The 26,221-nt window shown below is 55.2% G+C and carries 23 protein-coding genes and 2 tRNA genes; 9 read left to right on the forward strand and 16 right to left on the reverse strand.

The features are described from left to right. Window positions 1-2: 2 nt before the first annotated feature. From ACP15S_RS00630 to ACP15S_RS00640, 3 genes are read right to left on the reverse strand one after another with little or no spacing between them, the layout of a single operon-like run. Window positions 3-749 (reverse strand): NTP transferase domain-containing protein, encoded by a 747-nt coding sequence (locus ACP15S_RS00630; RefSeq protein WP_425037481.1) that lies wholly within the window; start codon window positions 747-749, stop codon window positions 3-5. Then, on the reverse strand, window positions 728-1,324 hold the full coding sequence (gene tmk, locus ACP15S_RS00635; RefSeq protein ID WP_425037483.1) for a dTMP kinase: 597 nt from the start codon (window positions 1,322-1,324) through the stop codon (window positions 728-730). The genes ACP15S_RS00630 and tmk overlap by 22 nt, the downstream gene beginning before the upstream one ends. A gap of 4 nt (window positions 1,325-1,328) precedes the next feature. Next, on the reverse strand, window positions 1,329-2,111 hold the full coding sequence (locus ACP15S_RS00640) for a hypothetical protein (RefSeq protein ID WP_425037485.1): 783 nt from the start codon (window positions 2,109-2,111) through the stop codon (window positions 1,329-1,331). A 42-nt stretch (window positions 2,112-2,153) separates the two neighbouring features. On the opposite strand from ACP15S_RS00640, the gene ACP15S_RS00645 reads away from it, so the two are divergent. Continuing rightward, window positions 2,154-3,146 carry a four-carbon acid sugar kinase family protein gene (locus ACP15S_RS00645; protein WP_425037487.1) on the forward strand — a complete coding sequence of 331 codons (993 nt, stop codon included), beginning with the start codon at window positions 2,154-2,156 and terminating at the stop codon, window positions 3,144-3,146. A 27-nt stretch (window positions 3,147-3,173) separates the two neighbouring features. On the opposite strand, the gene ACP15S_RS00650 is transcribed toward ACP15S_RS00645, so the two are convergent. The 4 genes from ACP15S_RS00650 to ACP15S_RS00665 all read right to left on the reverse strand — a co-directional run bounded on the left by ACP15S_RS00650 (window position 3,174) and on the right by ACP15S_RS00665 (window position 7,016). Then, entirely contained in the window at window positions 3,174-4,109 is a 936-nt protein-coding gene (locus ACP15S_RS00650; RefSeq protein WP_425037489.1) for a 5'-nucleotidase, read from the reverse strand. Between the two features lie 110 nt (window positions 4,110-4,219). Next, a complete protein-coding gene (locus tag ACP15S_RS00655; protein WP_425037490.1) occupies window positions 4,220-5,713 on the reverse strand; it encodes a recombinase family protein in 1,494 nt (497 codons plus the stop codon). After that, window positions 5,710-5,856: a hypothetical protein gene (locus tag ACP15S_RS00660; protein WP_425037491.1), complete on the reverse strand. Its 147-nt coding sequence runs from the start codon at window positions 5,854-5,856 to the stop codon at window positions 5,710-5,712. Before ACP15S_RS00660 ends, ACP15S_RS00655 begins: the two co-directional genes overlap by 4 nt. A 44-nt stretch (window positions 5,857-5,900) precedes the next feature. After that, a complete protein-coding gene (locus tag ACP15S_RS00665; protein WP_425037493.1) occupies window positions 5,901-7,016 on the reverse strand; it encodes a type IV secretory system conjugative DNA transfer family protein in 1,116 nt (371 codons plus the stop codon). A gap of 235 nt (window positions 7,017-7,251) precedes the next feature. Here ACP15S_RS00665 and ACP15S_RS00670 point away from each other — a divergent pair, with 235 nt between their 5' ends. Further along, window positions 7,252-7,782 carry a DUF3768 domain-containing protein gene (locus ACP15S_RS00670; protein WP_425037495.1) on the forward strand — a complete coding sequence of 177 codons (531 nt, stop codon included), beginning with the start codon at window positions 7,252-7,254 and terminating at the stop codon, window positions 7,780-7,782. A 41-nt stretch (window positions 7,783-7,823) separates the two neighbouring features. Here the strand turns inward: ACP15S_RS00670 and ACP15S_RS00675 are convergent, their stop codons facing one another. Continuing rightward, a complete protein-coding gene (locus ACP15S_RS00675) occupies window positions 7,824-8,699 on the reverse strand; it encodes an exonuclease domain-containing protein (protein WP_425037497.1) in 876 nt (291 codons plus the stop codon). A gap of 457 nt (window positions 8,700-9,156) precedes the next feature. Here ACP15S_RS00675 and ACP15S_RS00680 point away from each other — a divergent pair, with 457 nt between their 5' ends. Continuing rightward, window positions 9,157-9,504: a helix-turn-helix transcriptional regulator gene (locus tag ACP15S_RS00680; RefSeq protein WP_425037499.1), complete on the forward strand. Its 348-nt coding sequence runs from the start codon at window positions 9,157-9,159 to the stop codon at window positions 9,502-9,504. After that, complete coding sequence (locus ACP15S_RS00685; protein WP_425037501.1) at window positions 9,491-9,976, forward strand: hypothetical protein; 486 nt, start codon at window positions 9,491-9,493, stop codon at window positions 9,974-9,976. Before ACP15S_RS00680 ends, ACP15S_RS00685 begins: the two co-directional genes overlap by 14 nt. Here ACP15S_RS00685 and ACP15S_RS00690 read toward each other — a convergent pair. The 7 genes from ACP15S_RS00690 to ACP15S_RS00720 form a co-directional block, all read right to left on the reverse strand. Continuing rightward, window positions 9,973-10,926 (reverse strand): replication-relaxation family protein, encoded by a 954-nt coding sequence (locus ACP15S_RS00690; RefSeq protein ID WP_425037502.1) that lies wholly within the window; start codon window positions 10,924-10,926, stop codon window positions 9,973-9,975. The two genes, ACP15S_RS00685 and ACP15S_RS00690, sit on opposite strands and share 4 nt — an antisense overlap. Then, the gene (locus ACP15S_RS00695) at window positions 10,923-13,067 is read right to left on the reverse strand and encodes a type IV secretory system conjugative DNA transfer family protein (RefSeq protein ID WP_425037504.1); all 2,145 of its coding nucleotides are present in this window, start codon (window positions 13,065-13,067) and stop codon (window positions 10,923-10,925) included. Before ACP15S_RS00695 ends, ACP15S_RS00690 begins: the two co-directional genes overlap by 4 nt. Before the next feature lies 1 nt (window position 13,068). Continuing rightward, entirely contained in the window at window positions 13,069-13,578 is a 510-nt protein-coding gene (locus tag ACP15S_RS00700; RefSeq protein WP_425037506.1) for a hypothetical protein, read from the reverse strand. Window positions 13,579-13,807: 229 nt separating this feature from the next. Then, complete coding sequence (locus tag ACP15S_RS00705) at window positions 13,808-14,899, reverse strand: UvrD-helicase domain-containing protein (RefSeq protein ID WP_425037508.1); 1,092 nt, start codon at window positions 14,897-14,899, stop codon at window positions 13,808-13,810. After that, window positions 14,886-16,475: an ATP-dependent nuclease gene (locus ACP15S_RS00710; RefSeq protein ID WP_425037510.1), complete on the reverse strand. Its 1,590-nt coding sequence runs from the start codon at window positions 16,473-16,475 to the stop codon at window positions 14,886-14,888. Before ACP15S_RS00710 ends, ACP15S_RS00705 begins: the two co-directional genes overlap by 14 nt. Window positions 16,476-16,577: 102 nt before the next feature. Continuing rightward, window positions 16,578-16,775 carry a helix-turn-helix transcriptional regulator gene (locus ACP15S_RS00715; protein WP_425039622.1) on the reverse strand — a complete coding sequence of 66 codons (198 nt, stop codon included), beginning with the start codon at window positions 16,773-16,775 and terminating at the stop codon, window positions 16,578-16,580. Window positions 16,776-16,997: 222 nt separating this feature from the next. Then, window positions 16,998-17,073: transfer RNA gene (locus ACP15S_RS00720), tRNA-Thr, on the reverse strand. Between the two features lie 186 nt (window positions 17,074-17,259). Here ACP15S_RS00720 and ACP15S_RS00725 point away from each other — a divergent pair. The 5 genes from ACP15S_RS00725 (at window position 17,260) to ACP15S_RS00745 (ending at window position 23,815) form a co-directional block, all read left to right on the forward strand. After that, a complete protein-coding gene (locus tag ACP15S_RS00725) occupies window positions 17,260-18,081 on the forward strand; it encodes a hypothetical protein (RefSeq protein WP_425037512.1) in 822 nt (273 codons plus the stop codon). A gap of 129 nt (window positions 18,082-18,210) precedes the next feature. Continuing rightward, window positions 18,211-21,654, forward strand: a complete 3,444-nt coding sequence (locus tag ACP15S_RS00730) for a pyruvate carboxylase (protein ID WP_425037514.1) — start codon at window positions 18,211-18,213, stop codon at window positions 21,652-21,654. Window positions 21,655-21,834: 180 nt separating this feature from the next. Continuing rightward, entirely contained in the window at window positions 21,835-22,509 is a 675-nt protein-coding gene (locus tag ACP15S_RS00735; protein ID WP_425037516.1) for an SH3 domain-containing protein, read from the forward strand. 255 nt (window positions 22,510-22,764) lie between these two features. Beyond that, the gene (locus ACP15S_RS00740; protein ID WP_425037518.1) at window positions 22,765-23,574 is read left to right on the forward strand and encodes a phosphodiesterase; all 810 of its coding nucleotides are present in this window, start codon (window positions 22,765-22,767) and stop codon (window positions 23,572-23,574) included. A gap of 166 nt (window positions 23,575-23,740) precedes the next feature. After that, window positions 23,741-23,815, forward strand: a tRNA-Gly gene (locus ACP15S_RS00745). A gap of 278 nt (window positions 23,816-24,093) precedes the next feature. Here ACP15S_RS00745 and ACP15S_RS00750 read toward each other — a convergent pair. Beyond that, window positions 24,094-26,103 (reverse strand): DEAD/DEAH box helicase, encoded by a 2,010-nt coding sequence (locus ACP15S_RS00750; protein ID WP_425037520.1) that lies wholly within the window; start codon window positions 26,101-26,103, stop codon window positions 24,094-24,096. Window positions 26,104-26,221: the final 118 nt, after the last annotated feature.

Below are 26,221 nucleotides of genomic sequence, written 5' to 3' on the forward strand. Positions count from 1 at the left end.
GACTACTTTGAGTAATTAAATAAGAGATCATCAGGACGATTCAAATTAACAATCGACGATTCTTTCTCAATAAAACGAACACTCTGATCAAGGCTTAATGCCTGGGCTACTAGAAGCCCCCACCCCAAGAAGTACTTCTCAAAACCAGGAACGAACTGATCTTCTAATTTGTATTTTCCTAATTTTTCGAATAGGCCGGCCCTCTGAAAACAGAAATATAAATCTGTGACACGGATTATCGCGAAGATTCTTGCACTATTCGCGCGTCCCAAATGGATTGATCGAACAACTCCAAGCTTATCCGAGTCAAACACCCATGAAGACGGTTGATTTGTCTTTGTGCCTGCACACCATGTTAAAGCAAATTCTGGAACGGACAGTTCGTGACGCAGGTAAGTAGCGATGACATCTGGGCCGAAAGCTGTATCACCATCAGTCAGAATTATGTACCTTTTTCCTTTCTTATGAGCAGCCTCAATTAGGTCCATCAGAACATAGAAAGTGTTGTACCTCCAATCATAATTGATTGAAGGAAGGTTTCCAGTAGCTTCAACAACTTGATTTGATCTATAGCCAGTGGCCAGCGTGATATCAGATATCCCGGCACTAAAAAGCGCATCTAAACTATAGCTAATAAGTGGTTTATTCTTGTACTCTAAGAGCACTTTGGGTGTATTTTCAGTTAACGCACCCATCCGAGAACCTCGACCACCACACAATACGACGCCTAAGAAATCTTCTCTATACAATCCATTGCCTCGTTGACCAGCTCCTCAAGTGGCTTACTGGCATCTAAAAAAATGATATTATCTTCAGGGAAATAAACTTGCATATTCGAGAAATTTGCTTTTGTTCTCCTTAAGTGATCTAGCGTTTCATAGCCATCAAGTGGCTTACCGCGAGCAACAATTCGTTCCATTGCCACTTCGGGTTCTAGCGTCAAAATGAATGAAATATCCGGCTTACAAAACTCGGATTGCATATCGGCTAGTTGCTGGGGCGAAAATTCGTCTCCACTTTGATAACAGACAGTTGAGTAATAATATCGGTCCAGCAAAACACAACGACCTAACACCTGAAGATTTGGCCCCAATACACCTACGCAATGATCTCGTCTGTCGCGAAGAAGGTAATCAACTGTTTTTCTTGCATCAGGAATCCTTTTACCAATTTCTTCTCTAGCCAGGAGCCCATACTTCCCCGGTGTTGGCTCAGCTTCCAAGACGAGCTCTCGAAAAATTTCCCGTTTCTTCAGTTGTTCGCACAAAATTTTGCTAAAAGATGTTTTTCCAGCTCCATCCATTCCATCAATACAAATCAGCATAATTCTATCCTAGCACGCTGCCGTCTTGATTGGTGTACTTCAGAGAGATTTCGTCTTCTTGTGGCAGGTTTTGCCTCATCCAGTCCAGGGCACGGATCGACTTCTGAAGAAATGCTGATGCACTCTCAAAGTCCTTGCACTTAACATCTGGCCAATGCTCTCGCGCTTCGACAACATCATCGTAGAGCGGTGTGAGCATAGTTGCATCAAAGCTACAATCGTCAAAGTTGCAGCAATCAGAAATCCGGCACAACACTTCGCCGTGGGCTGCTCGAAAGTACCTCAGACCATGAACCGAATACGCAATAGCCTGTTTCAAGACAACCAATCCGTTGACACTATCGATGTCGGAGATGGACGTTGGGTTTGTGGCAAGTCGCCTCAACCTGACAGAGAAGTCGAGCATCGCTCGTTCAGTTGCCCATCTGTCTTTGTCAGTAGTTCTTTCGTGCAGAAGGATATCTCCGGATAGCTCTGCCCCAAACAAAGTGCTCCCGCACTTTAGGACAAAAGATCGCACGAAATCGAACGTTGAGGCACTTCTCGAGGGATGATCCGTCATCGGAAGAAACCATGCGTTAATGGGGAAGTTATGCTCGGCTTGGGCTTCTACCAAAATTTGTCGTGCACCGGAAAATACGGCGTCACCTTCCTTGTTGGAAAAGAACACTTTTAGATCAATATCACTCAATCCAAGCACAGACTCGCCGGTGTTGACGCTCCCATCCAAGACAATAACTTCGACTCCTTCCACCTGAGAAAGAGAAGTGGACAGCTGAACAGCCAATGTGCAAAGTGCATTTTCGTTCAAGAGAGTACGGCCCTAACAGTGTTCATAATTTCAGACGACCTCGCAGGCGCATTTGACTGTGCAGGTCATTTTTCTTCACTTGGTATCCCTACCGATGTTTACCTCTCGTCGTCTAGCCTGAGAGACGGCAAACGCAAGAGCCAACTTACAGAGTGCGTGAAGATAGTCGACTTGGACTGCAGGTACTGCTCCCACGAACAGCTCGAACGAACTCTCAACCAAGTGTCCAACGAATGTGGCAAGCCCGACTTCGTTAAGATTGATTCCACCCTTCGCGGAAACTCGGCAAAAATTGTTGACTATGTATCAGACAGATTCGGGCGAAGCATAGTCTGCGTCGCCACACCTTGGCACGGACGAACTGTTGAAGGAGGACAGGTGTTTGTCAACGGCTCTCACTTATTGGAAAGTGAGTTTTCCGTTGATTCATTGGGAGATAAATTCTCAAACCCAAATTCTAACTTGCGATACTTGAATCAAAACCATAACTTTCTTGATGGTGTAATCGAAAAAGACCTTGAGGAAATCTATGATCGACACAGGGGAAAGGAGATGCTTATTGGCGCTAGTGGATTATGCAAGCAATTAATAAGAGAACATAAAGGAAGCGTAGGTTGTTCCGGATATAAGGCAAAGCCCAATAGTCTACTTATCGTATCCGGCTCGCGCTCTAAACTTTCTAACAGTCAAATAGCGTATGCGTCACAATCTAATAAAGTTTTAGACTCTTTTGTTTTTGAACAGGTTTTGGAATTTCCTGATACATTCTTTGAAGCCGCAAAAAAATTCATCAAAGAACACACTGGCCAAAACAAGCCTACAATTTTTTTCATTGGAGGCAGCACTCAAAGAGTATTTTTTAGCAAACTGAACGAAGCAAAAATTGAAATGCTAGGCACTTTACCACCTGCACTTCCAATAGGGAAGTTGGCTCTTGATGGACACATACATGAATTTATTTCAAAAGGTGGAAACTCCGGTAATGCCTATACTATCCGTGATATCTTGTGAATTAGAATATGTTATAAATTGGGACATCTACGAATTTCTAATTCCAAATGGAATGTGCACACACGGTATGTCATCGGACGACGGCTCTAAGTGCCCAAGTTGATCGTCGAAAAAGATATGCGGTTGCAACACATCGAGGATATTCTTTTTATCGATTCCGCCCGTGAGAAAAAGTTCATCTGTATCAATTTCGTAATTTTTCAGTGTTGTTATTAGTCGCTCGTGGGCAGGAGCATTTCGAGCGGTCACAATGGCCACTCTAATCCGCTTGGCGCTGCTGTTAACAGTATCTAATCTCAGCTCCTCCATCTTCTGCAAAGTAGCAATTCCTTGCAGTAGAGGAAAAAGTGGACCGGAGTTCAGCGGCCTTTCCCGGTTCTCCTTTTCATAGTGGTGGAACAGTGGAAGGCCGCCGTCAGCGTAAACCTCTTCAGCTTCGTCATCTACTATCACACCATCAAAGTCGAAAGCTATGCGGAATGTAGTGTCGTCGAGATCATCGGTGTCAACTACTGAGCAAGGAAGTACGTGCCCAGCCGGATATCCTTTAGAAACCGCTTCTTTCACTTCCAGCCGATCAGTGCTGAGATAAAGGACTGAATTAACGGACTTCATGTATGGGTACGGTGCTTCGCCTGCCAAGAAGAATGCACGAGTTATGTCTAGACCATAGTGCGAGATCGCATTCATGACTCTTAGGCCAGCATCGGGATGATTCCGCGAAAGAAGAACCACCTCGACAGGATTACCGTCGAGACCATCCAACGTTCTATTTAGATGAAGAAGCCGTCTGATGAAGGGGAATGCTGCACCGGGGTTGGGAGGTAAATCTTTCATCGTCTCTTGGTGCGCACGGAATGCGTCTAACCCCTGAGTGAGGAAAATTCTGTCTTCCTCAGAAAAATCAAAAAGTGCTGTAGAAGATACTGCGACCACCAGCTTCTTTTCAATTGGGTAGCCCATGGCCTGCTTTTTAACTCTTTGCTGTGTGGAACTTTCAGGATGATTCCCATCACTCTACCCGCTTGTCTACAAATTCGCATCTGACAATCATCCCGACCCAGACTATTGTGCTAAATGCCTGCCAGTTGTCCCGTATGCAACTTATGAAGCAGATTTATGAGCGTTCGGCCTGCATCCCGCTCATGGGCACCACCTAGGAGGGTTGGGTCAGAATCCACCCTCTTCACCCAAGAATATGGCTTGAACGATACCTCGTTTCGCGACACCGTGCGGTTCGGCCAGACGTTTTCAACGATCATGCGCTTTTCGGCTCGATTTGCCATATCGTAAAGAAGTACAAGGCTTTTTCGTAGTTCGGCCAACTGGTGATTGTATGCTGCCAAAGCCTCAACATCAGGCAGTTTCAGCAGCTCATCTCTGAGTTCTGCAAGACGCAATTGGATGTTACCCTGTTTTCGCGCGAACGCTTCTCGGTTAAGTGTTCCATCGATCAACAGGTCTTCAAGTCGGCCCAAACGGCTTTCTTCGTCCTTGATCCGTAGTTCCAAAGCAGACCGTTGCTCTTCAAGGTCAATGAGGGTTTCAGGTTTGTCAGTGTTTTGTGCTCGAACCTGCGCCTTTGCGTTAAGTTCCAATGTTCCCAACTCTTGCCGGATTGCATCATCCAGCAATTCTTCGCGGATTGTCTTGGTTGCACAACCACGCCGCTTGCAGCGGTAGTATACGTGACCCTTCTGCCGTTCAGGCACCATCGGCTTGTCGCAAAGCCCACAGCGAAAAAGCCCCATAAACAGGTGATTGTGCCGGGTCGATTTGGGGCCTGATCGCTCGTTTCGGATTGCCTGGACGCGCTTCCAAATGGAAACGGGCACAATCGGTTCATGGATGCCCTGGTATGTCTTCCCAGAGCTTTTGACGTGCATCAGTCCAATGTAAAACGGGTTTTGCAGGATGTTGCCGAGACCGCAGAGTGTAAGCTTGCCGCCGCGCGTGTTCCGCAATCCGCGTCGATGAAGTTCCTCTAACAGCATTTCATATGAGTATTGGCGGCTGGCATATAGTTCGAAGGCTAGTTTGATCAGAGGCGCTGTTTTCGGACATGGGATTTTCGGCTTTCCGCCCCCTTGGTTAAGGTATCCCGGTGGAGCGCCCCACGGGAACAAGCCCTGCTTCAAGCGACCATTGATGCCCTTGATGCATTCCTCGCGAAGGTTGCGGATGTAGTCAGCAGCGATGACGGCCTGGATGTCAGCGGTGAGACGTCCGCCACGCGAGTTGAAATCAAGGCTCTCGGTGGCGACGAATACGGACACACCCGCATCGGGCAGTTCGCTGAACATAGCCCAGTCGCGCAGGTTGCGGGCTGAGCGGTCGATTTTGTGGATGATGACCCCTTGTGCTTTGCCCTGTTTTAATTGCTTGAGCATTCCGGTGAATACCGGGCGGCCAGATTTGGCAGCAGTTTCTTTCTCCTCAAACCACTTGGCGATGGTGAGCTCGTTCCGACTCGCAAAGACCGTGATGGCGTCTTTCTGTGCTTCGAGTGATACACCTTCGCCTTGCTTCTGGGTGGATACTCGAATGTATCCAAAGCACGGTTTCATACGTCGGTTTTAGGGTCTTCGGACTCTAGCATATCCTCAGATTTTGGCGAATCCGGCCACAACCATTTGCCCTCGGCCACCAGCCGCTCGTATACCCGTTGGCAGATTTCCAAATGCCGTTCGATGCGTTCGTCTTCGGTCATGAACCCCATGATAGGCGACACAAGAAATCTTCCTAGCAGCCAACTTATGAACCGCCATGATACGGCGGGTACATAGAGGCCGTGAACGGCTTCAGGCGTTCGCCCTGATGAGTTAGCAAGACATTAGCTCGGTGGTTTGGTTGGTTCTGGAAATCAAAGGCTGAAAACGTCGGCATCTGCCGTTCGAAGAAGGGCGCGTCACTGGCACCAACCCGAAAGACAATCTGGTTGCCAATGTTCCCGATGATGGCGTCTCGCACGTCGTTATCAATTTGGGACAGATGCTGGTGGGCTAGAACGAGTCCAAGACCATACTTGCGAGCCTCTGAGAGCATCCCGGCGAAGGTCTTGGTGGTGAGGTTATGAAACTCATCGACGTAGAGGAAGAATGGGCGTCGAGCGGCTTCGGGCAGACCGTGACGGGTGAATGCTGCTTGCATGATACTGGACGTGATTAGGCCTCCCATAACGTTGGATACGTCCGCCCCCAGACGTCCTTTAGCCAAGTTCACGATAAGTATCTGCCCGCTGTCCATGACCGAGCGAAAGCTCAGCGGTTCCGCTGGTTCACACAGCGCTGTACGCACCGCCGGGTGCGCCAAAAACGCCCCTAATTTGTTGGCAATCGGTGACACACCGTCGACGCTCGTTTGGTAGTTCAACGCCGGAAATTCGTGTTTCCAGAAGAAGCGAACTTGGGGATCGGTCAGAGCTTCGGTGACCTGGCGGCGATAGCCTTTGTATACGAACAATCGCATCAGGTCGCGCAGGTCGGCTTGCGGCTGCTCTAGAAGCGCCAACACAGCGTGGCGCAACAAATGCTCCATCCTTGCGCCCCAGGCATCCGGCCATTGCTTCTTGAGCGTTTCGATCAAGCCGGAGGCGACCAGCGGGCGGTATTGCTCACCAACACGTTTGAGCGGATTGTATCCAAGACTGCAGGCTGAGTTAGCAACATCCCAACAATGGTGCGGCTGCTTGATCTGGCGGTGCAGGCTTTCGGCAAGGTCGCCATGCGGATCGATGAGACAAAAGCCGTTGCCAAATTTGGCGTCCTGCCAAGCGAGGTTCTGCAGAAGCGTCGTCTTGCCAGTGCCGGTTTGGCCAATCGCGTAGGTATGGAGGAGTCGTTCACGAATCCCGACACCAAACGGTGTCATGTCTTGATACCGGCGGAATGCCAGGCCAATGATAGGAGTACGCATTACCCAAAGTATCGGTGACCGTGCGATTTCAGCTAGTAGCCAAGATATTCGTCATAATCTGAGCGCATAACTTGACCGCTAGTCGCCGAACGTCGGCACCGGCAAAATACCCCCAGACCGATCTTTCCATCGCCTCCAGCGGAGCGTGCAGGAATGTCTCCTGCTCGCTCCATGCTGAAGGAGATGAACCATGGGAATACTGCAAGAAGACGTCGCTGGTGACATCGGTTCCGTGCCACACTGCAAAGCGTGCGGGTCGGAACGGGTGGTGAAAGATGCCTGGGCCTGCTGGAACCCGGAGTTTGGGTTGTGGGAACTTGAGACAACCCACGATCAGGCGTTTTGCCAGAGCTGCGAAGCTACGACAGAATTGGTTTGGTCACATCAAGATCTGCCGCAAAACCAACGCATCCGCGAGCTGAATGACCGGTTCCGCACAACTGGACAAGGTCGTGGTTCGATCATGTTGACCTCGGGTATCCAGGAAAAAGGCGGTGAATTTGCGGTCGCGGCGGTCAAAGCAGTGCGGGATTTCGACGAATTTTCTGACGACAATGACCCTTGGGGCGAACATGACTTTGGAGCCATCGAATTGGAAGGCGAGAAGGTCTTTTTCAAGCTCGACTACTACGATCCTTCACTGCAGCAAGGCTCAGAAAACCCCGCAAACGAGGGCTGCACGCATCGCTTGCTGACGATCATGCTGGCTTCCGAATACTAGACGACACCGCCCTTGATAGGGCGGTTTTCATGTTGAAATTGCTAAACCTCGCCAGTGTCATGCGCTTTCGCAATTGACCAAAAATCGTCTTCGCTCAAAAAGCTAATCTCGTGCCCAGCTTCAGCGAGCGCCTCTGCTTTGCGATGTTTCGAACTTTTCTCATACCCGTTGAGCAACGCTGTGTCCTGAATACCGACACATAGAAACGTAGTCTGTTTATTCACGCCATTCTGGACATCAAACCCCAGCTTCTGAGCTACGTCAGCCGCCGTACTCCGTTTCACAGCTAAGGCTCCAGTGAAAACGATCTTCTCGCCAAAGAACGGTGCGTCAACTTCTCCGTCACGGCGGACATCCTTTGGATTATCCGGGTTGGTAATTCGATATCTAACCGCCTCAAGCCATTCCTCGATAGTTTTGCCAGAGTGCGCAATCGCACGCACCATGATCTCCGCAGCAGCATTGGCATCAGACAGCGCGTCGTGGTGATCCAGCTCAATGCCGAAGTGCTTCGCTAGACTCTTCAGACCATATCCGCGCTGTGAAAATTCAGACCAAGTGCGCCGAACAACCTTTGTGTTATCGAGCCAAGCACAATCGATAGGATTGAGCTGAAAGCGGTCGTAGCAGCGAGCAAAGGCTGTACGGTCAAAGTGCCCATGATGCACGAGCACGGCACCGGAAAGACATTCTGTTAGCGTGGCAAACACATCCCTAAAGACAGGTGCGCCCGCAACATCGGTCTCAGTAATTCCATGAATGCTGATATTGTACGGATCAAAATATGAGCCTGGATTGACCAACGACGACCAGCTGTCTACCAGCTCACCATCTCGAAATTGCACCATGCCGATCTGGCAAATTGAAGACAGGTCTGTGTTTGCCGTTTCGACATCTAGTGCCCAAAATTCACTCATTTAATTTGCCTTTCAAAATATGAGGGCATCGTATTGGCCGCAAATTTCATTGTCGATTATTTCTTGCCTCCTAGCGCCCACCCTTGCCAAGTAGCCCGATCTGTCCTGCGCTGAAAGAATTATGTTTCAAACGCGTATACTAGATATCCAGCCTCGGCTAGTTCAGCCGCTCTCCGGGGCTTAGAAGCATAAGTCTATTCCTGAATTGTCTGTATGTTGCTGAGCCCTGTTCTTTCGTTTTGGCAGAGACGAACACGCAGTTGCGTACGATCGCTGGTAGCCGGACCCGTTAGGGGTCCGGTTCCGCGCACCCGCACCGCACGATACGTTCGTCCTGCAAAACGCGATCCCGCCGAACCTATAACGTCAGACCATATCTTGCCTGCTAGAAACGGGTTCTTCGACGACTTAGACTGAACATCCTCCCACCACGAGGATTAGTCACTAAGTACAATATATGAGTTCTCAATTTGCCCTCGACTTGCGTTTGGCACGTAAGAAAGCGGGCTATACCCAAGATGATCTGGCACATCTTCTTGATACCCATCAGACGGTGGTCTCACAGCTGGAACACGGCAAACGCCGTCCCAGCCTGATTGAGATCATCGATCTGTCGCTCGTCTATGGCCGTTCCTTCGAAGGCTTCTTTGCGGAGGTAATGGCCGAGCGGAAGAAGCACTTATCAATCCGGCTCTCAACGCTTCCGGCACCTGGACGGAAGGCGATGAGCACCTTTAACCGCCCCGGCTCGCTGGCGCGTATGAAGCGTCGATTGGCTGAGGGCCAGGATCATGGCGGCGCTTAGGGTTTTGTCGGTCGCGGTATCATCAGGTCGGGTCGGCTACGTGTTCCTCGAAGGCACACAATTGCTTGATTGGGCGGTGACCACGACCGTCTCTGGCAAAGCCACCGACCTGGTCGCCTTTGTCCAGGAACTGATCAACATGCTGAAGCCCGATGTCGTTGTCACCGAGAAATGCGACAAAGAATGCCGCAAGGGCGGTCGTTCTCGGCGGCTCATCGCCTCTATCGCAGAGCTAGCCAGCCACAACTATGTTCTCGACGTCACGGTATCCCGCCCCCGCATCTTCCAGTCGAAGTACGAAGAAGCGGAGAGTGCGGTGAAGCGGCATCCCGATCTGATTGGGTACTTGCCCGAGAAGAAACGTCGCTTCTTCGAAACAGAGCCGCGCAACATGATTGTTTTCGATGCTTTGGCTTTGGCCGAAGAAGTGATCAATGGTCCGCCAGACAAGCTGGCTGACGCCATGGGCTAGACCCCATCAATCAAGAAATCTGAATATCCAACCCGTAACCACGCGCTCTTCAGGAGCGCGTGGCTTGGTTCTGGGGGTCGCCAGGGCGCGGCAAACTCTGCGAAAGTCTGAAATAGATGATATGAGCAAGAGCCGAGCTGCTTAAGCGTTTGACGGCGCATGAGCTCAAGGCGCTCGGCGTCCGGCACTACGTTCAGAACCAGCAGATTGGCGGTGAGGTTGAGATGCCTTTTGTACTCTTCACCCGCCACATAGGCTTCATATTGCGCCAAATGCCGCTCAAAGCTCTTTCGGTTCCAGTTGCGGGAAGTCACCGGCTCAGTCCCACGGTCTGCTTCGACCACGAAGAAGCGGAACTTGTCGCCTTCATCCGTGTGATAGATCAGGCCAAACAAGGCGTCAGGTTTGAGGTCCTTGCGCACCAGCTGGCCAGACACACTGTCTTTGATCCGCACCGGGCAACTCAGCGTCGTCTTGGCGCGTTCTAGAATTTGGTGCTGCGGGATGAAGGAAACATCTGGTCGTAGCAGCGTTGCCAGTTCAATGGACGCAGTGGTGCATGCCACCATGTGTCGATGGACCCAAGGTCCGTGGTGTGCGCTGGATTCGTGTGCGAGACCGGCATCCTTGAGCGCCTTCAGTCCGGCTGGAGCCACTTGATGCACCAGTTGGTTGTATCCGGCCTTCAGTGTAGCAAATTGCTGCGGTGGTCGGTCGAGATACGCGCCCCCGTGTTCTGTATTGTCTTCGTGGAAAAGATCGCCCAGGCGTTCTTTCTGGCGCTTGTCGCTGGCACGGAGAGCGTCCGTGTATGCCAGGAGGTATGAGGTAGGCAGCGGGCCGTGCTGGTGCAGCTTTTCAAGCCACAACAAGTCTCGTTCAGACAACCGCACCCGCTTGCCAGTCGACTGGCGTTCATGGCTCGAGCGTCGGCCAAGCGCGTCGGTCACCACTGATCACTCGCATCTGTGCTTGGACCGTCATCTTTGGGCTTGTCCTCTGGTTTTGCATAAACCGCGCCAGGTTCTTCCGCGTCGCCTTTGTCGTCATCGGCATCTTGAGATTCCTCTGGTTGATCCGCTTCATCTTCTTCAGCGAGTTTCGTGTAGTGGACGGCGTATCGGTCGCGCATTTTGGCTTTCAACGCCTCGCCTTCCGCGCGATCCATACGCTCCTTGGCTTCCAGGAAACCCAGCGGGAATGACAGCGGCACCGCACCAGACGATACGCCACGGGCATAGGCGGCAAAGCTGCCTTTGGGTTGGCGTTCTATCAGGCTGGCATCGGTGTACAGCATCGGGGCGAGTGACCGAGCGTCTTTGGCGGAAACACCGCCCGCAAACTTGATTGACGTATTGGCCGCGAACGCCTCCTGCAGTTTGGGTTCCAGCTGCCCGAGGTATTGGTGGGCCAAGACCATGCCCACCTTGTATTTCCGGGCCTGGGCCAGGATGAGACCAATGTTCCGGTCGAAGTAGTCGGCGGCTTCGTCGATATAGACGAGGGTTGGAATGCGGTCGCGTTCCTTCAGCGTAGCGCGTTCCTGCGCCGCCTGGGCAATCAGCGCAATGAAGAACCGGCCAAAAATTTGACTGCCTTGTTCCTTCAGCAAGTCTTTGGCGGTGTTGATCAGGATCACCTTGCCAGCATTCAGTTCGGAAAAGAGGTCGAGCTTTGACCGAGGATGGCTGAACATTCGTTCGAAGGTTTGGTTTTCGAGTATGCCCCAAAGACGACGCAAAACCTGCTTCTTAGTCTGTTCAAATTCTCGGCCCGAAAACTCGGTTTCAAAGAAGTGTTTAGCCGTGCCTTCAAGCTTGGCGATGTTACCCGCGAACTTCACCTCACTGCCCGGTTCCATCAGCTCGCGCAGCGTATGAATGGTGGCGTCAGGGATATGCAGCATGAGCCGCGTGACATATCGGAAGATGACGTTCTGCTTTTGCGTCATCTGGGCGTCTAGGAGCGTGCCGAGTACGAAGTCATAGAGCTCCAGGATCGAGTTGGTAAGACGTTCACGCTCCAACAGCGGATACTCCTGCAGCCGCTCCAGTCCCACATCAAACAAATTGAGCGACACCGGATATTCAACGTCGGTCGGGTCGATGATGACCACACGGTCATGCAATGGTCCGCCAGGCGCGAATTCCTTCAGACCAGCAATATTGCGGATCAAATCACCCTGGCTGTCGAGCACAACAACGCTTTGTTCGCCTGCCGCTACAGCCTCAAGATCGTTAGCAATCAGATACTGCAAAGTCTGGGTTTTGCCGTGTCCGCTCCCAGCGACAAGGTGGTGATGTTCAAAGCGTACTGACTGCGGGATGGTATAGGTCACAGTCTGATCGAAGATGGCAGAGAGCGGCGTTCCAGCCAGGTACGACTGCACGAGCCGGGCTGGGTCTTTCTCTTCCGATTGTGATGGGGTCTTCGGTTGCCGAGTGAACGAACCGGGGTCAGCAGGATTGCCGCCGGATGCGGCCACCAGATTGCGCTCAAGACGATCCGTGAGTTTCGGGAACAACCCGGCTTCTTTGATGTCCTCATCGAGGCCAACTTGCAGGCAGTGTTCAAGTACGCCTGGAAGGTCGGTGTGGCTATGGAGGAGATTGGTCGGCACCCTGATCCCGCCCGTTTCTGGTGAGGTTTCCAACAAGGCTGGGCAGCCATCGAGCAGCGGACGAAAGACAAACACCAGCGCGTCAGTGATAAGATCAACGGTTTGCTCGAAGTTCTTCAAGAGCGGGCGCTGTGCATTAAGCTCATCGCGCAATTCCCACCACGCGGTGATTGATCGACGTTCGGTCCAGTCGATGTCCGGCAGCGTGAAATGTCCCTCGGCAGCCAGTAGGTCGATTGCCAGCTTTCTGACCACACCATGCTGCGGATGACCGGGCGGTATTCCAAGGGCTTCGGCTGCTCGATTTGCAGCCATCTCCGCGACATCCAACTGGGCAGACAAGGGGTCGAGCCCAGCACGGCCAAACAGCGCTTTGACCTGCGCATACAGCTCGCGGGTCTCGGTCTCATCACTGGACCGAAACAGGCCATGCACAAAGGCATGCATCCGTTGTGGCAGATGAACCGGCACCTCAGAGGCCTTTTATGATAACCTGCCGCGCTTCATCCTTGGAAAGTGGTTCGACAGTGTGTCGCTCGGTTCCATCCCAGTGCTTGGCGCTCTCCATCACTTGGCGCAGGAATGAAACAACGGTCCCGAGCCACGCTTCTTTGCGGGCCAGTTCAACCACGCTGTCACAGTTGAAATGCCGACCATGCAGGAGGTCTTTGACGTATATCGTTTCGCGCTTCTGGTGGTACCACCAGTATCCAGCACCGATTCCGGCAGCGAGCGCGATCAGCGCTCCCATCATGCCCATCTGGTTGAGCAAGACCATCGCAGCAACCATGGCTCCAATGCCGATGAAAACGGATTTTCGTAGCAGACCTGGTTGATCAGCAAAGATCAGAATGGCCTGATCGAACTTGTATTTTGAAACGATAGACTTCTCGTCTTCATCCAGCTCGATCTTGCCCCAGAGCTTGAAATTAACACCGCCAGAAGCAGCATTGCTCTGCTCACGATTGAAAAGAAGGTCCATAAATCCCCACCCTTAAATGACAATAAAATAACAGCGGTATCAAAGCGTTCTGGTGGGGGCGGGTCAAGAACGATTGTGGTGGGGGTTGTTTAGGGTCTGCGCGATTTTCAATCGCTCTAAGTGTATGAAGTCGTTCGAAATGGTCTTGGATTGTGTGACGCCTTTTGGAGGTATGAGACGGTATAGCTGGGGATTGGGGTTGGCGGTTTATGGGGATAGGGGTTTCGGCTTAATCTGGTTGCCAAATAGGTACGAGCTTGGGCTGTAAATTGTCTGGAAAGACAATCGCGACGCTTTGTCTGGCGCGGGTAAGACCAACGTATACTTTCGCAATGGTTAGTGCAGCCTCACCGAGGGCAGCGAAGTCACCAGATGATACAGCCTTGCGAAATGCCCCATGAGGAAACAACAACGTACGTTCGAAAGTCATCCCTTTCGCGGCTCCGTAGTTGAGCACTCCATCAAGGCTGGTTTTTGTTTTCGCGTCCAGTCGCATGGGCTGTGGCGCATACTTCGCTATGTAAGTCGGCACGTCAGATTCACGAACTGCATAGACGCCCTCGTGCCCAGTGACTGTTTCGTTCTTGGAAGTTGCGCTGGGCAGGTCTGGATACAGCTGGTCGGCTACGTTGCAAATCGATTGGACGCATCGGTGAGAAATTGAAGAGTAATTTAGGGTGCAAAGCTCGGCTTTATTCCACTCTTCAAACTTGCCGACAATGGCAGCACCAGAATATTGTTTGTTCCGTGCAGAATGGTTCGTCTTGTAGGTGCCTTGCCGAACATCGCCCACCAAAGAAAGATTGATCGAAGACTTCAAGAGAAGTTCAACTAGGTCGAGATCGTATCCAGCTAGGTCTTGCGCCTCGTCAATGTGGATTGACCCGTAGATTTCAGCGATCCGGTCCAGCGGGGCATTTTTTGCCACTGAAATGACATCACAGGCGAACTGCGAAACTTTGTCGCTGTATATGCCGGTGGGGCTTGAGAAATAGAAACGCTCGGTCGCAGACTTGGGAATACCCCTTGTCGATTGTCTGTTCACCCAAGTTAAACGACGCACCGGTCTGGCATCGAACATGGCCCGTTGATAGGGGCGCACAAAGTGTCGCATCAAGAACGTGAACCAGGTGAATATCTCGATATGCTCCGGCACGTAGCCGTGTTGTTCAACTACTTTCTCTCGGAGCTCGCGTGCACCGTTGATGGTGTAGGTTACCAACGCTTGGCGTGTCTTGTCGTTGGCACAAGCTTCGAAAGCTATACCGGTCGTCTTTCCTGAACCGGCGCATGCCACAGTGATCCGGTTAGGCGACGGCATCAGAAATGTACTTAGGAATATCCAGCACTTCGTTTGCCTCGAACAGCTGTAGTGCCACAGATGTTTTGTTGTTCTCCATAAAAGCTAGGAGTTCATCGTCGGTGGCAAAGTTCTTGTTGAGGATGCGGTTCAGTTTCTCGCGCCCATTCACAGCATGAATCTGGGGCTCCAAGGTCTTTAGACCCTCATCGCCCTGGTCGAAACAAATCCGCACTGAAGGTACAGCATCATAGGCTTCATATTTCTTCCTGACCGCGTCCACATCACCGTCGTTGTCGGTAACCACCGCCACATCCAGCTTCAGCTTCTCAGCGATCTCTAGAAAGCGCTTGAAAGCCAAAGAGTTCACCGTGATGATTTCCACCCCATCCTCAAGTGGCGATTTGCCATGGACCTGAGCGTACGCACGTTGGACAAACAGTTCGTCCGAAGGACCCTCAACCAGAATGGTTCGGCGAGCCAAAACCATTCGCAAAGTGTCGTGGCCGGGCAGCTTGAGAAAATAGTCGCGCGTACCTGGAGACAATTCGTTGATCCTGGTCGCGTTCGATCCGTTGAAAAGCAACGTGCGGTCCACGCCAAACTTGTTCAATACGAAGCTGCTGTGGGTAGCGGCAATCAGTTGCCGTTCACCAAGTCCAGCCACCACAGCGTCAATGAGAGCGCTCAGCTTTGAATGCGATAGATGGTTCTCTGGCTCTTCCAAAAGGACGATGGGTATCTCTTCACCTGCAACCATTGCCAACTTGATTTTGATGGCGTTCTGCTCACCCTTACCTATCTGGGAGAGTGGCACCTGGTCTATGTGAGGCAGCACATTCGAATCCCAGTTGCCGCGAGCAGTCATGTCCAAACCTACCGAAATATCGCGTTGCGTGATTTCTGCGACCCGTTCCTTCAGTTTGGAATTGATGGCCTTCACGTTTTCGTCGTCTTGAAACAGGTGACGCATGTATCGGTACGATACTGATATCTCCGCTTGCTGCTTTTTGGTAAGGACATCGCGTGCCGTATCGACAACGTACCGATTGGCCCCATGAGTGTCTCGAATGGCGCTAGGATCAATCAGAACAGATTTGACCGGTTGTGCACGCGGGTTGACCATGTTGCCATCAAAGCGTGTCCAGTCGACGTGGTAGAACTCTGTCGGAATGAGCGAAACGCGATCTTTTTGATCCAAGAACGAGGCATACTGTTCGGCACAGGCATCATCCAAGCAAATTCGCAGTGAAATACCCGAACGATCCAAACCCAAAGAGTTGTGTGTGCCGCGATAGTCGGCTGGCGCAGTATTGCTGAGGTAGAGCTCAATCAAGATTTCTGGCGCATCCGGTTTCTCCCCAGCCAGGACAGCATTCAGAAAGTCTTGGGTGGCTCCCAGGTTGAACAAAAAAGGATGAAGTTCGTATGCCGCAGGTCGTTTTTGTAACTGCCCAGTCAAGCACAAGTTAATGGCTTCCAGCACTGTGGATTTTCCGCACTCATTGTCACCCACGAGAACATTGAATCCGGTTTTGAATTCAATATCAGTGTCTCTCAAAGCTTTGAAATTTTTGACAACTAGGCGCTCAATCATAAAATTCTTAATCCAAAATAGGTTGTTAACTACAGCATACTCTTGCCACCAAAAATTGAAAGGATGGCCGGGTTTGCAACCCCGACCACCCAGCTCCTGAAATCAGGAGTGTCGGTTTGGCACTTCACGCTGCGCCAAGCGTTCTTGAAGCCAGTCTAGCACTTCACTCTCAACCCAGCCCACCCGGTTCGGGCCCAGCGGTACCCGCTTGGGGAATTGGCCTGCCTTTTCCAGCCGGGCTATGTGTTGTGGTGAGTACAGAACAAGCTCCTTCACCTGACGTTTTGAAAGTATCCTCATCACGAAGTCTCCATGATTGGAGAGCAACGCGATGCCCTCAGGTTTCGACAAGTCTCCCAAGAGCTCTGTATGCTAGGTCAAAACCTTCCTCTGATTCAATCAACATACGCCTGGCGGAACATAAGGGCGCATGCCATCGCAACAAAAAGGGTGGACTAGACGGGGGTCCGTAAATTTGTGACACCATTTTATCTTTTAAAATCAATTATATATGGGATTTTATGGTGCCCCCACACGGACTCGAACCGCGGACCTACTGATTACAAATCAGTTGCTCTACCAACTGAGCTATAGGGGCACGCGGCGGGGTTTAATCGCACAGGGGCGCTACGGCAAGTGCAAAAATGTCAAATTTTGACGATGTTTTTGAAGTTTTCAAAAGTCAGGGCGTGCCGCGCGCCGGGATCGGTGCTAACCCCACGTTATGCAGATCATTTTACATGCTGGCGCCCATTGCACTGACGACGACAGGCTTCTTCGCACGTTGTTCAAAAACACAGAAGATGTCGCGGATGCAGGTGTGGTCATGCCAAAGCCCTCCAGCTACCGCAAATTACTGTCCTCAGCGGTCAATGCGATTGCGGCCGCGGATCCTGCGCCCGATGCGCGTGAGGTTTTGCTGGATGCGATTCTGGGCTCTGTAGGGCCGGGTGTGGACCGGCTCGTGCTGAGCCATGAGAGCTTTTTCACAGTGCCCAAGATGGCGCTTGGCTCTGGTGTGATCTACCCGCGCGCAGGCGCACGGCTGGCGGACCTGCAGCGGCTCTTTCCCGGCGATCGGATCGAGCTCTTCATCGGTTTGCGCAACCCGGCCACGTGGTTGCCCGCGGTCTTCGATGCGACGCCGCATGACAACTTTGCCGAGTTTCTGAATGGTTGTGATGCCGCGCAGCTGCGCTGGTCGGAAATGATCCAGCGCTTGCGCATGGATGCCCCTGATGTGCCCATCACGGTCTGGTGCAACGAGGATACGCCCCTGATCTGGGGGCAGATCGCGCGTGAGCTCATGGGTCTGGACCCCGGCGTCAAGATCAAGGGCGCGTTTGATCTGCTGACGGAGATCATGAGCGCGGACGGGATGAAGCGCTTTCGCGCCTATCTGCACAAGCACCAGACTTTGACGGAAGTGCAAAAGCGCCGGGTCATGGTGGCCTTCCTTGACAAGTTCGCCCTCGAAGAAGCGGTCGAGGAGGAGCTCGATATCCCCGGCTGGACCGATGAATACGTCGATTGGATCACCAATGCCTATGACGAGGACATCTACCAGCTTTCCCGCATTCCGGGTGTGAGCGTCATCCAGCCTTGATCCGTCCTGCGCACCGATGCGCCCTATGGCCGCATTTTGCGCTGACATGACTACCCATTTCCACGAATTTACCAAGTATGGGAAAAGCCCTACAAGGCCTCCAAACACGCACCACCCGGGACAGTGCTTATGACAGACTTCAAGAAAATCCTTGTCGCCAACCGTGGCGAGATCGCGATCCGCATCATGCGCGCGGCCAACGAGATGGGCAAGAAGACGGTCGCCGTCTTTGCCGAGGAAGACAAGCTGGGGCTGCATCGGTTCAAATCGGACGAGGCTTACCGGATTGGCGAGGGGATGGGCCCTGTGGCGGCTTACCTCTCCATTGATGAGATCATTCGCGTGGCCAAGGAATGCGGGGCGGATGCGATCCACCCCGGCTACGGTCTGCTCTCCGAGAATCCCGATTTCGTCGATGCCTGCGCCGCCAATGGCATCACCTTCATCGGCCCCAAGGCCGAGACGATGCGCATGCTGGGCGACAAGGCCAGCGCGCGCAAGGTGGCCGAGGAGGCGGGCGTGCCCGTCATTCCCGCCACCGAGGTGCTGGGCGATGATTGGGACGCGATTGCCAAGGAGGCCGAGGCCATTGGCTATCCTTTCATGCTCAAGGCCTCCTGGGGCGGCGGGGGCCGGGGCATGCGGCCGATCCATGGGCCAGATGAGCTGAAGGAAAAGGTCCTTGAAGGCCGTCGTGAGGCAGAGGCCGCCTTCGGCAATGGCGAGGGCTTCCTGGAGAAGATGATCGTGCGCGCGCGCCATGTCGAGGTGCAGATCCTGGGCGACAGCCATGGGAATATCTACCACCTCTACGAGCGTGATTGCTCGGTTCAGCGCCGCAACCAGAAGGTCGTCGAGCGCGCGCCCGCGCCTTACCTGTCCGAGGCACAACGCGAAGAGCTCTGCGAGCTTGGCCGCAAGATCTGCGCCCATGTGAATTATGAATGCGCGGGCACCGTCGAGTTCCTGATGGATATGGAGACCGGCAAGTTCTACTTCATCGAGGTGAACCCCCGCGTGCAGGTCGAGCATACGGTGACGGAAGAAGTCACCGGCATCGACATCGTGCAGGCCCAGATCATGATCGCCGAAGGCAAGTCGCTCGCCGAGGCCACCGGCAAAGCCAGCCAGTACGACATCCGCCTCAACGGTCATGCGCTCCAGACCCGGGTCACGACGGAAGACCCGCAGAACAACTTCATCCCCGATTACGGTCGCATCACCGCCTATCGCTCGGCCACGGGCATGGGCATCCGCCTCGATGGCGGCACGGCCTACGCGGGCGGCGTCATCACGCGGTACTACGATTCACTGCTCACGAAGGTGACGGCATGGGCGCAGACCCCCGAGAAGGCCATCGCCCGGATGGACCGCGCCCTGCGCGAGTTCCGGGTGCGGGGCGTCTCGACGAACATTTCCTTCGTCGAAAACCTGCTCAAGCATCCGACCTTCCTCAACAATCAATACCACACCAAGTTCATCGATGAGACGCCGGAGCTCTTCCAGTTCCGCCGCCGCAGGGACCGGGGCACCAAGGTGCTCACCTATATCGCTGACATCACGGTAAACGGGCACCCCGAGGTACAGGGCCGGCCCAAGCCGCACCCTGATCTCAAGCCCGCCAAAGCGCCCGCGCGCAAGGTCGAGACGCCGCCTGCGGGCACCAAGACGCTGCTCGACGCCAAGGGCCCGCAAGCCGTGGCCGATTGGATGGCGGCGCAAAAGCAGCTCCTGATCACCGATACCGCCATGCGCGACGGGCACCAAAGCCTGCTCGCCACCCGCATGCGCTCCATCGACATGATCAACGTGGCCCCCACCTACGCCGCGAACCTCTCCCAGCTCTTCTCCGTCGAGTGCTGGGGCGGGGCGACCTTCGACGTGGCCTACCGCTTCTTGCAGGAATGCCCCTGGCAGCGCCTGCGCGATCTGCGCAAGGCCATGCCCAATGTCATGACGCAAATGCTGCTGCGCGCCTCCAACGGTGTGGGCTACACCAACTACCCCGACAATGTGGTGCAGTTCTTCGTGCGTCAGGCCGCCGAGAGCGGCGTCGATGTCTTCCGTGTGTTTGACAGCCTCAATTGGGTCGAGAACATGCGCGTGGCCATGGATGCGGTGATCGAGGCCGACAAGGTCTGCGAAGCCGCGATCTGCTACACTGGCGATATTCTCGATCCCGACCGCGCGAAATATGACCTGAAATATTACGTCGCCATGGGCAAGGACCTCAAAGCGGCGGGCGCGCATGTGCTGGGCCTCAAGGATATGGCGGGGCTCTTGAAGGCCTCTGCCGCGCGGCCCCTGATCAAAGCGCTCAAGGAAGAGGTGGGCCTGCCCATCCACTTCCACACCCATGACACCTCTGGTGCCGCGATTGCCACGATCATGGCCGCTGCAGAGGCAGGTGTTGATGCCGTCGATGGTGCGATGGACGCGCTCTCGGGCAATACTTCGCAACCCACGCTGGGCTCCATCGTCGAAGCCCTGCGCAATACCGAGCGCGACACCGGGCTGGACCCTGCCGCGATCCGCGAGATCTCCAACTATTGGGAAGGCGTGCGCGCGCAATATGCGGCCTTCGAGACGGGCCAGCAGGCGCCCGCCTCCGAGGTCTATCTCCATGAGATGCCCGGCGGCCAGTTCACCAATCTCAAGGCGCAGGCCCGCAGCCTCGGCCTTGAGGAGCGTTGGCACGAGGTCGCCCAGACCTATGCCGATGTAAACCAGATGTTCGGCGATATCGTGAAGGTCACGCCAAGCTCCAAGGTCGTGGGCGACATGGCGCTGATGATGGTCTCCCAGGGCCTCACCCGCGCGGAGGTCGAGGACCCCGACACGGATGTCTCTTTCCCCGATTCTGTCGTCGGCATGATGCGCGGCGATCTGGGCCAGCCTCCGGGCGGCTTCCCCGAGACGATCGTGGCCAAGGTCCTCAAGGGCGAAAGCCCCAATACCGAGCGACCCGGCAAACATCTCGAACCGGTCGATCTGGAAGCCACACGCGCCGATGTCATGGCACAGATGGAAGGCAAGGCCGTCGATGATGAGGACCTTGCGGGCTATCTCATGTATCCCAAGGTCTTCCTCGATTACATGGGCCGCCACCGGACCTATGGCCCCGTGCGCACCCTGCCCACCAAGACCTTCTTCTACGGGATGCAACAGGGCGAGCAGATCACCGCCGAGATCGATCCCGGCAAGACGCTGGAGATTCGCCTCATCGCCGTGGGTGAGACGCAGGACGATGGCGAAGTGCGTGTCTTCTTCGAGCTCAACGGCCAGCCCCGCACGATCCGTGTCCCTGATCGCAAGGCCCAGGCCAATGCGCCCAAACGCGCCAAGGCCGAAGCGGGCAATGCCAATCACATCGGTGCGCCGATGCCCGGCGTTGTGGCGACAGTTGCGGTCAAGTCGGGCGACAAGGTCAAGGAAGGCGACATGCTGCTGACCATCGAAGCCATGAAGATGGAAACAGGGATACACGCCGAACGCGATGCGGTCGTGGCTGCTGTCCATATTCAGGCGGGCGGCCAGATCGATGCAAAGGATCTGCTGATCGAACTGGAGTGATCCAGGGGCCCCGGCTGCGCGGTCTTGACCACTGTGCTGAGCTCTTCTCGCAAGGCAAAGGCCCCGCATGATGCCGGGGCCTTTTTGCATCCTGTGCAGCGCGTGTTGCGTCTCTGACCCGGTGGCCTCTGCTGTCCTGCGGTGGTAGACTTTGCGCGGGATGCTGCGGGGAGAGAGCGTGTGACTGCGACGGCGGAAACGACATCGGCAAGTGCCTCTGCGGGCGGCGCGGGCATGGGGGCCACGCTGTTCATCGGGCTCTCCGTGCTTGCCTTGATCACGCAGGGCGATCCCGAGATCATCTACGCCAATCCACAAGTGACCATGGCCGATGTGCGGCTGGATGAGGCGCAGGAGGCTTTGCCCGCGAGCGTGGAAATGGTCGCGCCAAAACCCGTAGGCTTTGAGGACCGCGCGGTGGCTTTGGCCGCGGTGGACGAGATGGCCCCGTTGGCCCCGCCCGTCGTGCAGGAGATCCGGACCGTGGCGCAAGCCCCGGGCGCCCTGCGCGCGCAGGTCCAATTGGCGCAGATCGGCGCGGCTCCGAGCCCGGACAGGTTGATCTTCACAGCGCCGGACAGATGGCCTGCCACCGCGCCGCTGGCGCAGCCCACATCCCGCGCGACGTCGCCCGGGCTCGATCCCGGGGCCACACCGGTGCCCGCACCGCTCATGGCGCGGCTCACCGGCGATTTCGTGCGCCTGCGTGTGGCGCCAAATGTGGGTGCCGCGGAAATTGGGTCGTTCGACACAGGCACCCTTGTCACTGTTCTGGAGCAGGAGGGCGCGTGGTGGCGCCTGAGTATTGCAGGGCAGGAGGGGTGGATGTTCGCCCGGTATCTGGAGCCGCTTTAAGGCGTGGCGCTCAGCGCGCGGAAGTGTGTTTGTCCGGATTGGATGGATGTTGCCCATGCGCGTCACTCGGGTTTGAGCCGGTCAAACGCCTGTTGCGCACCCACCGTGCGCGCCGCATCGCAGCGCAACACCCAATTTGTTCGATTTGAGGGGGAAATCGCACAAAAGCCCCCTGTCGCCAACGATGCGCCCGCGCACGAAGCTCCCCTTGCGCTGGCCCGGCAGACGCGCTTTTTTCGCGAGGGGGAGGCGCTCATGCACAAGATTCTCATCTTCACGGATATCCATATTGTCGCTGAAGGCGAGACCATCATCGGCCTCGATCCCTCCGCCCGGTTTGTCGCTGCTCTGGATCACGCCCTTGCCCATCACGGGGATGCTCAGGCAATCTTCATCGCCGGAGACCTGACCCATCATGGACGCCCGGAAGAATACGCACGTCTCAAGGAGCATCTCGACGGCGTGCCCCTGCCTGTCACCCTGTTGTTGGGAAATCACGACAATCGGGCCAATTTTGCAAAGGTGTTTGCCGATCAGCTTTGCGCCGAGACTGGTTTCTCTCAATCAATTCAGGAGTTTGGGTCTTGGAACGTGATCGGATTGGATACGTTGCATCCCGAGACGGAACCCTATCATGGGGGCCATCTCTGCGCGGATCGCATGACCTTTTTGCGCAAGGCGCTGGACGCGGCAGGGACGGCCTCCACGCTGGTGATTCAGCACCATCCGCCAATGCCACAGGGTTTTGACGGCATGGACGCCATCGCGCTCGACAATGGCTCTGAGGAGCTGGCGATTTTGGCCCATGCTGGCGTGGATCACCTGATCTGCGGCCATGTGCACCGCACGATCTCCGGCGTGGCGCAAGGGGTGTCCTACTCGATCTTCAAAAGCCCGTGCCATCAGATGCCGATGGTTCTGGGGGAGGGCAGTTCGGCGTTGTCTGTTGATGAGCCGGGCGCCTATGGGATTGTTTTATTGGGAGAAAAGCAGATCATTGTGCACAGCGAGGACGTGGGCCTGAGTGCCGATCAGCCCTCAGAGGATTCGTCTTCCGGGAGCTGACATCGCGCGAGCGGCGGGATAGGCGCGCACAGCGTAGGGCCTTTCTTGAGCTGTGCCGCAGGTTTTGGTCGCCCAAAGTCGGGATGGTACAAAAAAACCGCTCTCTTCCCCAACTTTCCTCTTGCAGCCTGCAGCGCTAGGGCCTAAATCCACCCCACCCAAGGAAGCGGGCGTAGCTCAGGGGTAGAGCATAACCTTGCCAAGGTTAGGGTCGGGCGTTCGAATCGCCTCGCCCGCTCCAATTATCCAAAGCTTTTCAGTTGGTTGACTTGAACCAACTGGGCTTTGGTTTTTTAATTTCAGACGCGCATGAAAGAGTGCCAAAGGCGCAAATGCGTCTGGCGGTGATTCCATTTCTTTGATCATCGCAACCGAAATCGTGAGACCTGTGATGTTGGCGCGCCCTACGGGTTGCAACGGCTGCTTGCTGCATGGCGCGTCTCATGTCGCCATGCGGTAGGGATTTTTTTGGGGGCACGTCTCTAAGTGTGTGGCGCTGCAAGGCACGCAAATGCGCTCCTAGTCTTTGGAACCGCGCTTGCCCGGTTTTCCTTTTCCCTTTGCCGACAGGGCCTTGGCAGCTGCGCGCGCCTTGTTCTTTTTGCTGTTGGGCTTGCCAACAGGAGGTTTGGGCCCCTTGGGCTTGCCCGGTTTGGTGGGCCGTGCGTCACCACCCCGTTTTGCAGGGTCACGGGCCGCAGTGCGCGCGGTTGCGTCGCGCCGTGGTGCCGCCTTGTTGTGCGTGGCCGGGTCGCGCGGTTTGCGCGCGGGTTTGGCATCGCCTTTGGGAGCAGGTTTGGCGGAAGACGCGGGTTTGTCCGACCGGCGATCCTCGTTGCGCGGCTTGCGGGGTTTGTCGTCGCGCGGTGCACGCTCGAAGGAGCCTTGCGGTTTGCGCGCGTCGCCGGGTCGTCCTTTGGGTGGGCCTTTGCGCGGGGGCTTGCCAGCGCTGTGGCTCAGATCAGGCGCTTCGGCCAGCTGTGTGAGCACCTGACCATCTTCGACGACCATGCCCTCGCCGATCTGCGCCAGAAACCCAGGAACGCTCGTCTCTTTTATCTGAACAAAGGAGTGCTCATGTTGGATCCGAATGGCGCCAATGTCGTCCTTCGTCAGGCCGCCCGCTTTGCACAGCATGGGCAGGATACGGCGCGGCTCCGCGCCTGCATTGCGCCCGCCGGACAGGGAAAACCAGACGCTTGGCCCGAACTCTACGCGCGGTTTGGGCTGCGCATCCACATCGGAGAGTTCCTCAGGCACAGAGCGCGCCGCGCGATAGAGCCGCAGGTAGGCCGCGGCCAGTTGGTCTGCCGTGAATTGCGCGGTCAGCTGTTCAACGATCTCCGCCTCGGAGTTTTCGATCTCCGTTGCCCAGGTTTCATCGGCAAACATGCGTTCTTGCTCGCGCCCGTTTACCGCGTCCGCTGAAGGAGCATCGCCCCACTCCGCTTTGAGCTTGGCCATGTGCAAAATGCGCTCGGCTTTCTTTCGGCTGCGCTTTGTCACGATGAGCGCGCTGACGCCCTTGCGGCCTGCGCGGCCTGTGCGCCCGGAGCGGTGCAGCAAGGTCTCGTGGTTCGAGGGCAGCTCCGCATGCACGACGAGGTCGAGATTGGGCAGGTCGATCCCCCGCGCGGCGACATCCGTGGCCACACAGACCTGTGCGCGTCCATCGCGCATGGCTTGCAGCGCATGGGTACGCTCATTCTGAGACAGCTCGCCCGACAGTGAGACCACATTGAAGCCCCGATTGGACAGCCGCGCCGTCAGCCGGGCGACCATGGCGCGGGTATTGGCGAAGACAATCGCATTGGGCGCGCGGTGATAGAGCAAGGTGTTGATCACGGCCTTGTCAGTGTCGTGCTCAGCCACATGCATGGCTTTGTAGGTGATGTCGGCGTGCTGCTGAGTCTCGGATTTGGCGATGACGCGCTCGGCATCCTTTTGATATTGCTTTGCCAGCTGCGAGATTGATTTGGGCACGGTTGCGGAGAAGAGCAGGGTCTGCCGGTCCTCAGGTGCTTCGGAGAGAATGAACTCAAGGTCCTCGCGGAACCCCAGATCCAGCATTTCGTCCGCCTCATCGAGCACGACGGCGCGCAGCTGCGACAGGTCAATCGAGCCGCGCATGATGTGATCGCGCAGACGCCCGGGCGTTGCGGCCACGATATGCGCCCCACGCTCCAGCGCGCGCCGTTCGTCCCGCATGTCCATGCCGCCGACGCAAGACGCGAGGACGGCATTGGCCTTGCCATAGAGCCAGCTCAGCTCGCGTTTGACCTGCAGTGCCAGCTCCCGCGTTGGCGCGATGACGAGGCCCAGTGGGGCATCAGCACGGCCAAAGCCCGCGTCATCGCTGAGCAGTTGCGGCGCGATGGCCAAGCCAAAGCCCACGGTTTTGCCCGAGCCCGTTTGCGCCGAGACAAGGAGATCGCGTCCTTCAAGCTCTGGAGCGAGAACTGCGGATTGGACGGGCGTCAACTCGGTGTAACCCTTGGCGTCGAGGGCATCTTGCAGAAGTTTTTTCAAGGCGTGGTCTTTTCTCTCGGGGCCGGAGGGTGGCCAGTATTGCCCCGCTGCAGGCGCGGTGGGCACAAGCGCGGGGTGATAGGGGAGAATAGGGGCCTTGTATAGTCCGCACGTCTTG

The sequence above is a fragment of the Primorskyibacter sp. S187A genome (assembly GCF_049800955.1).
Taxonomy (GTDB): domain Bacteria; phylum Pseudomonadota; class Alphaproteobacteria; order Rhodobacterales; family Rhodobacteraceae; genus JAKVBH01.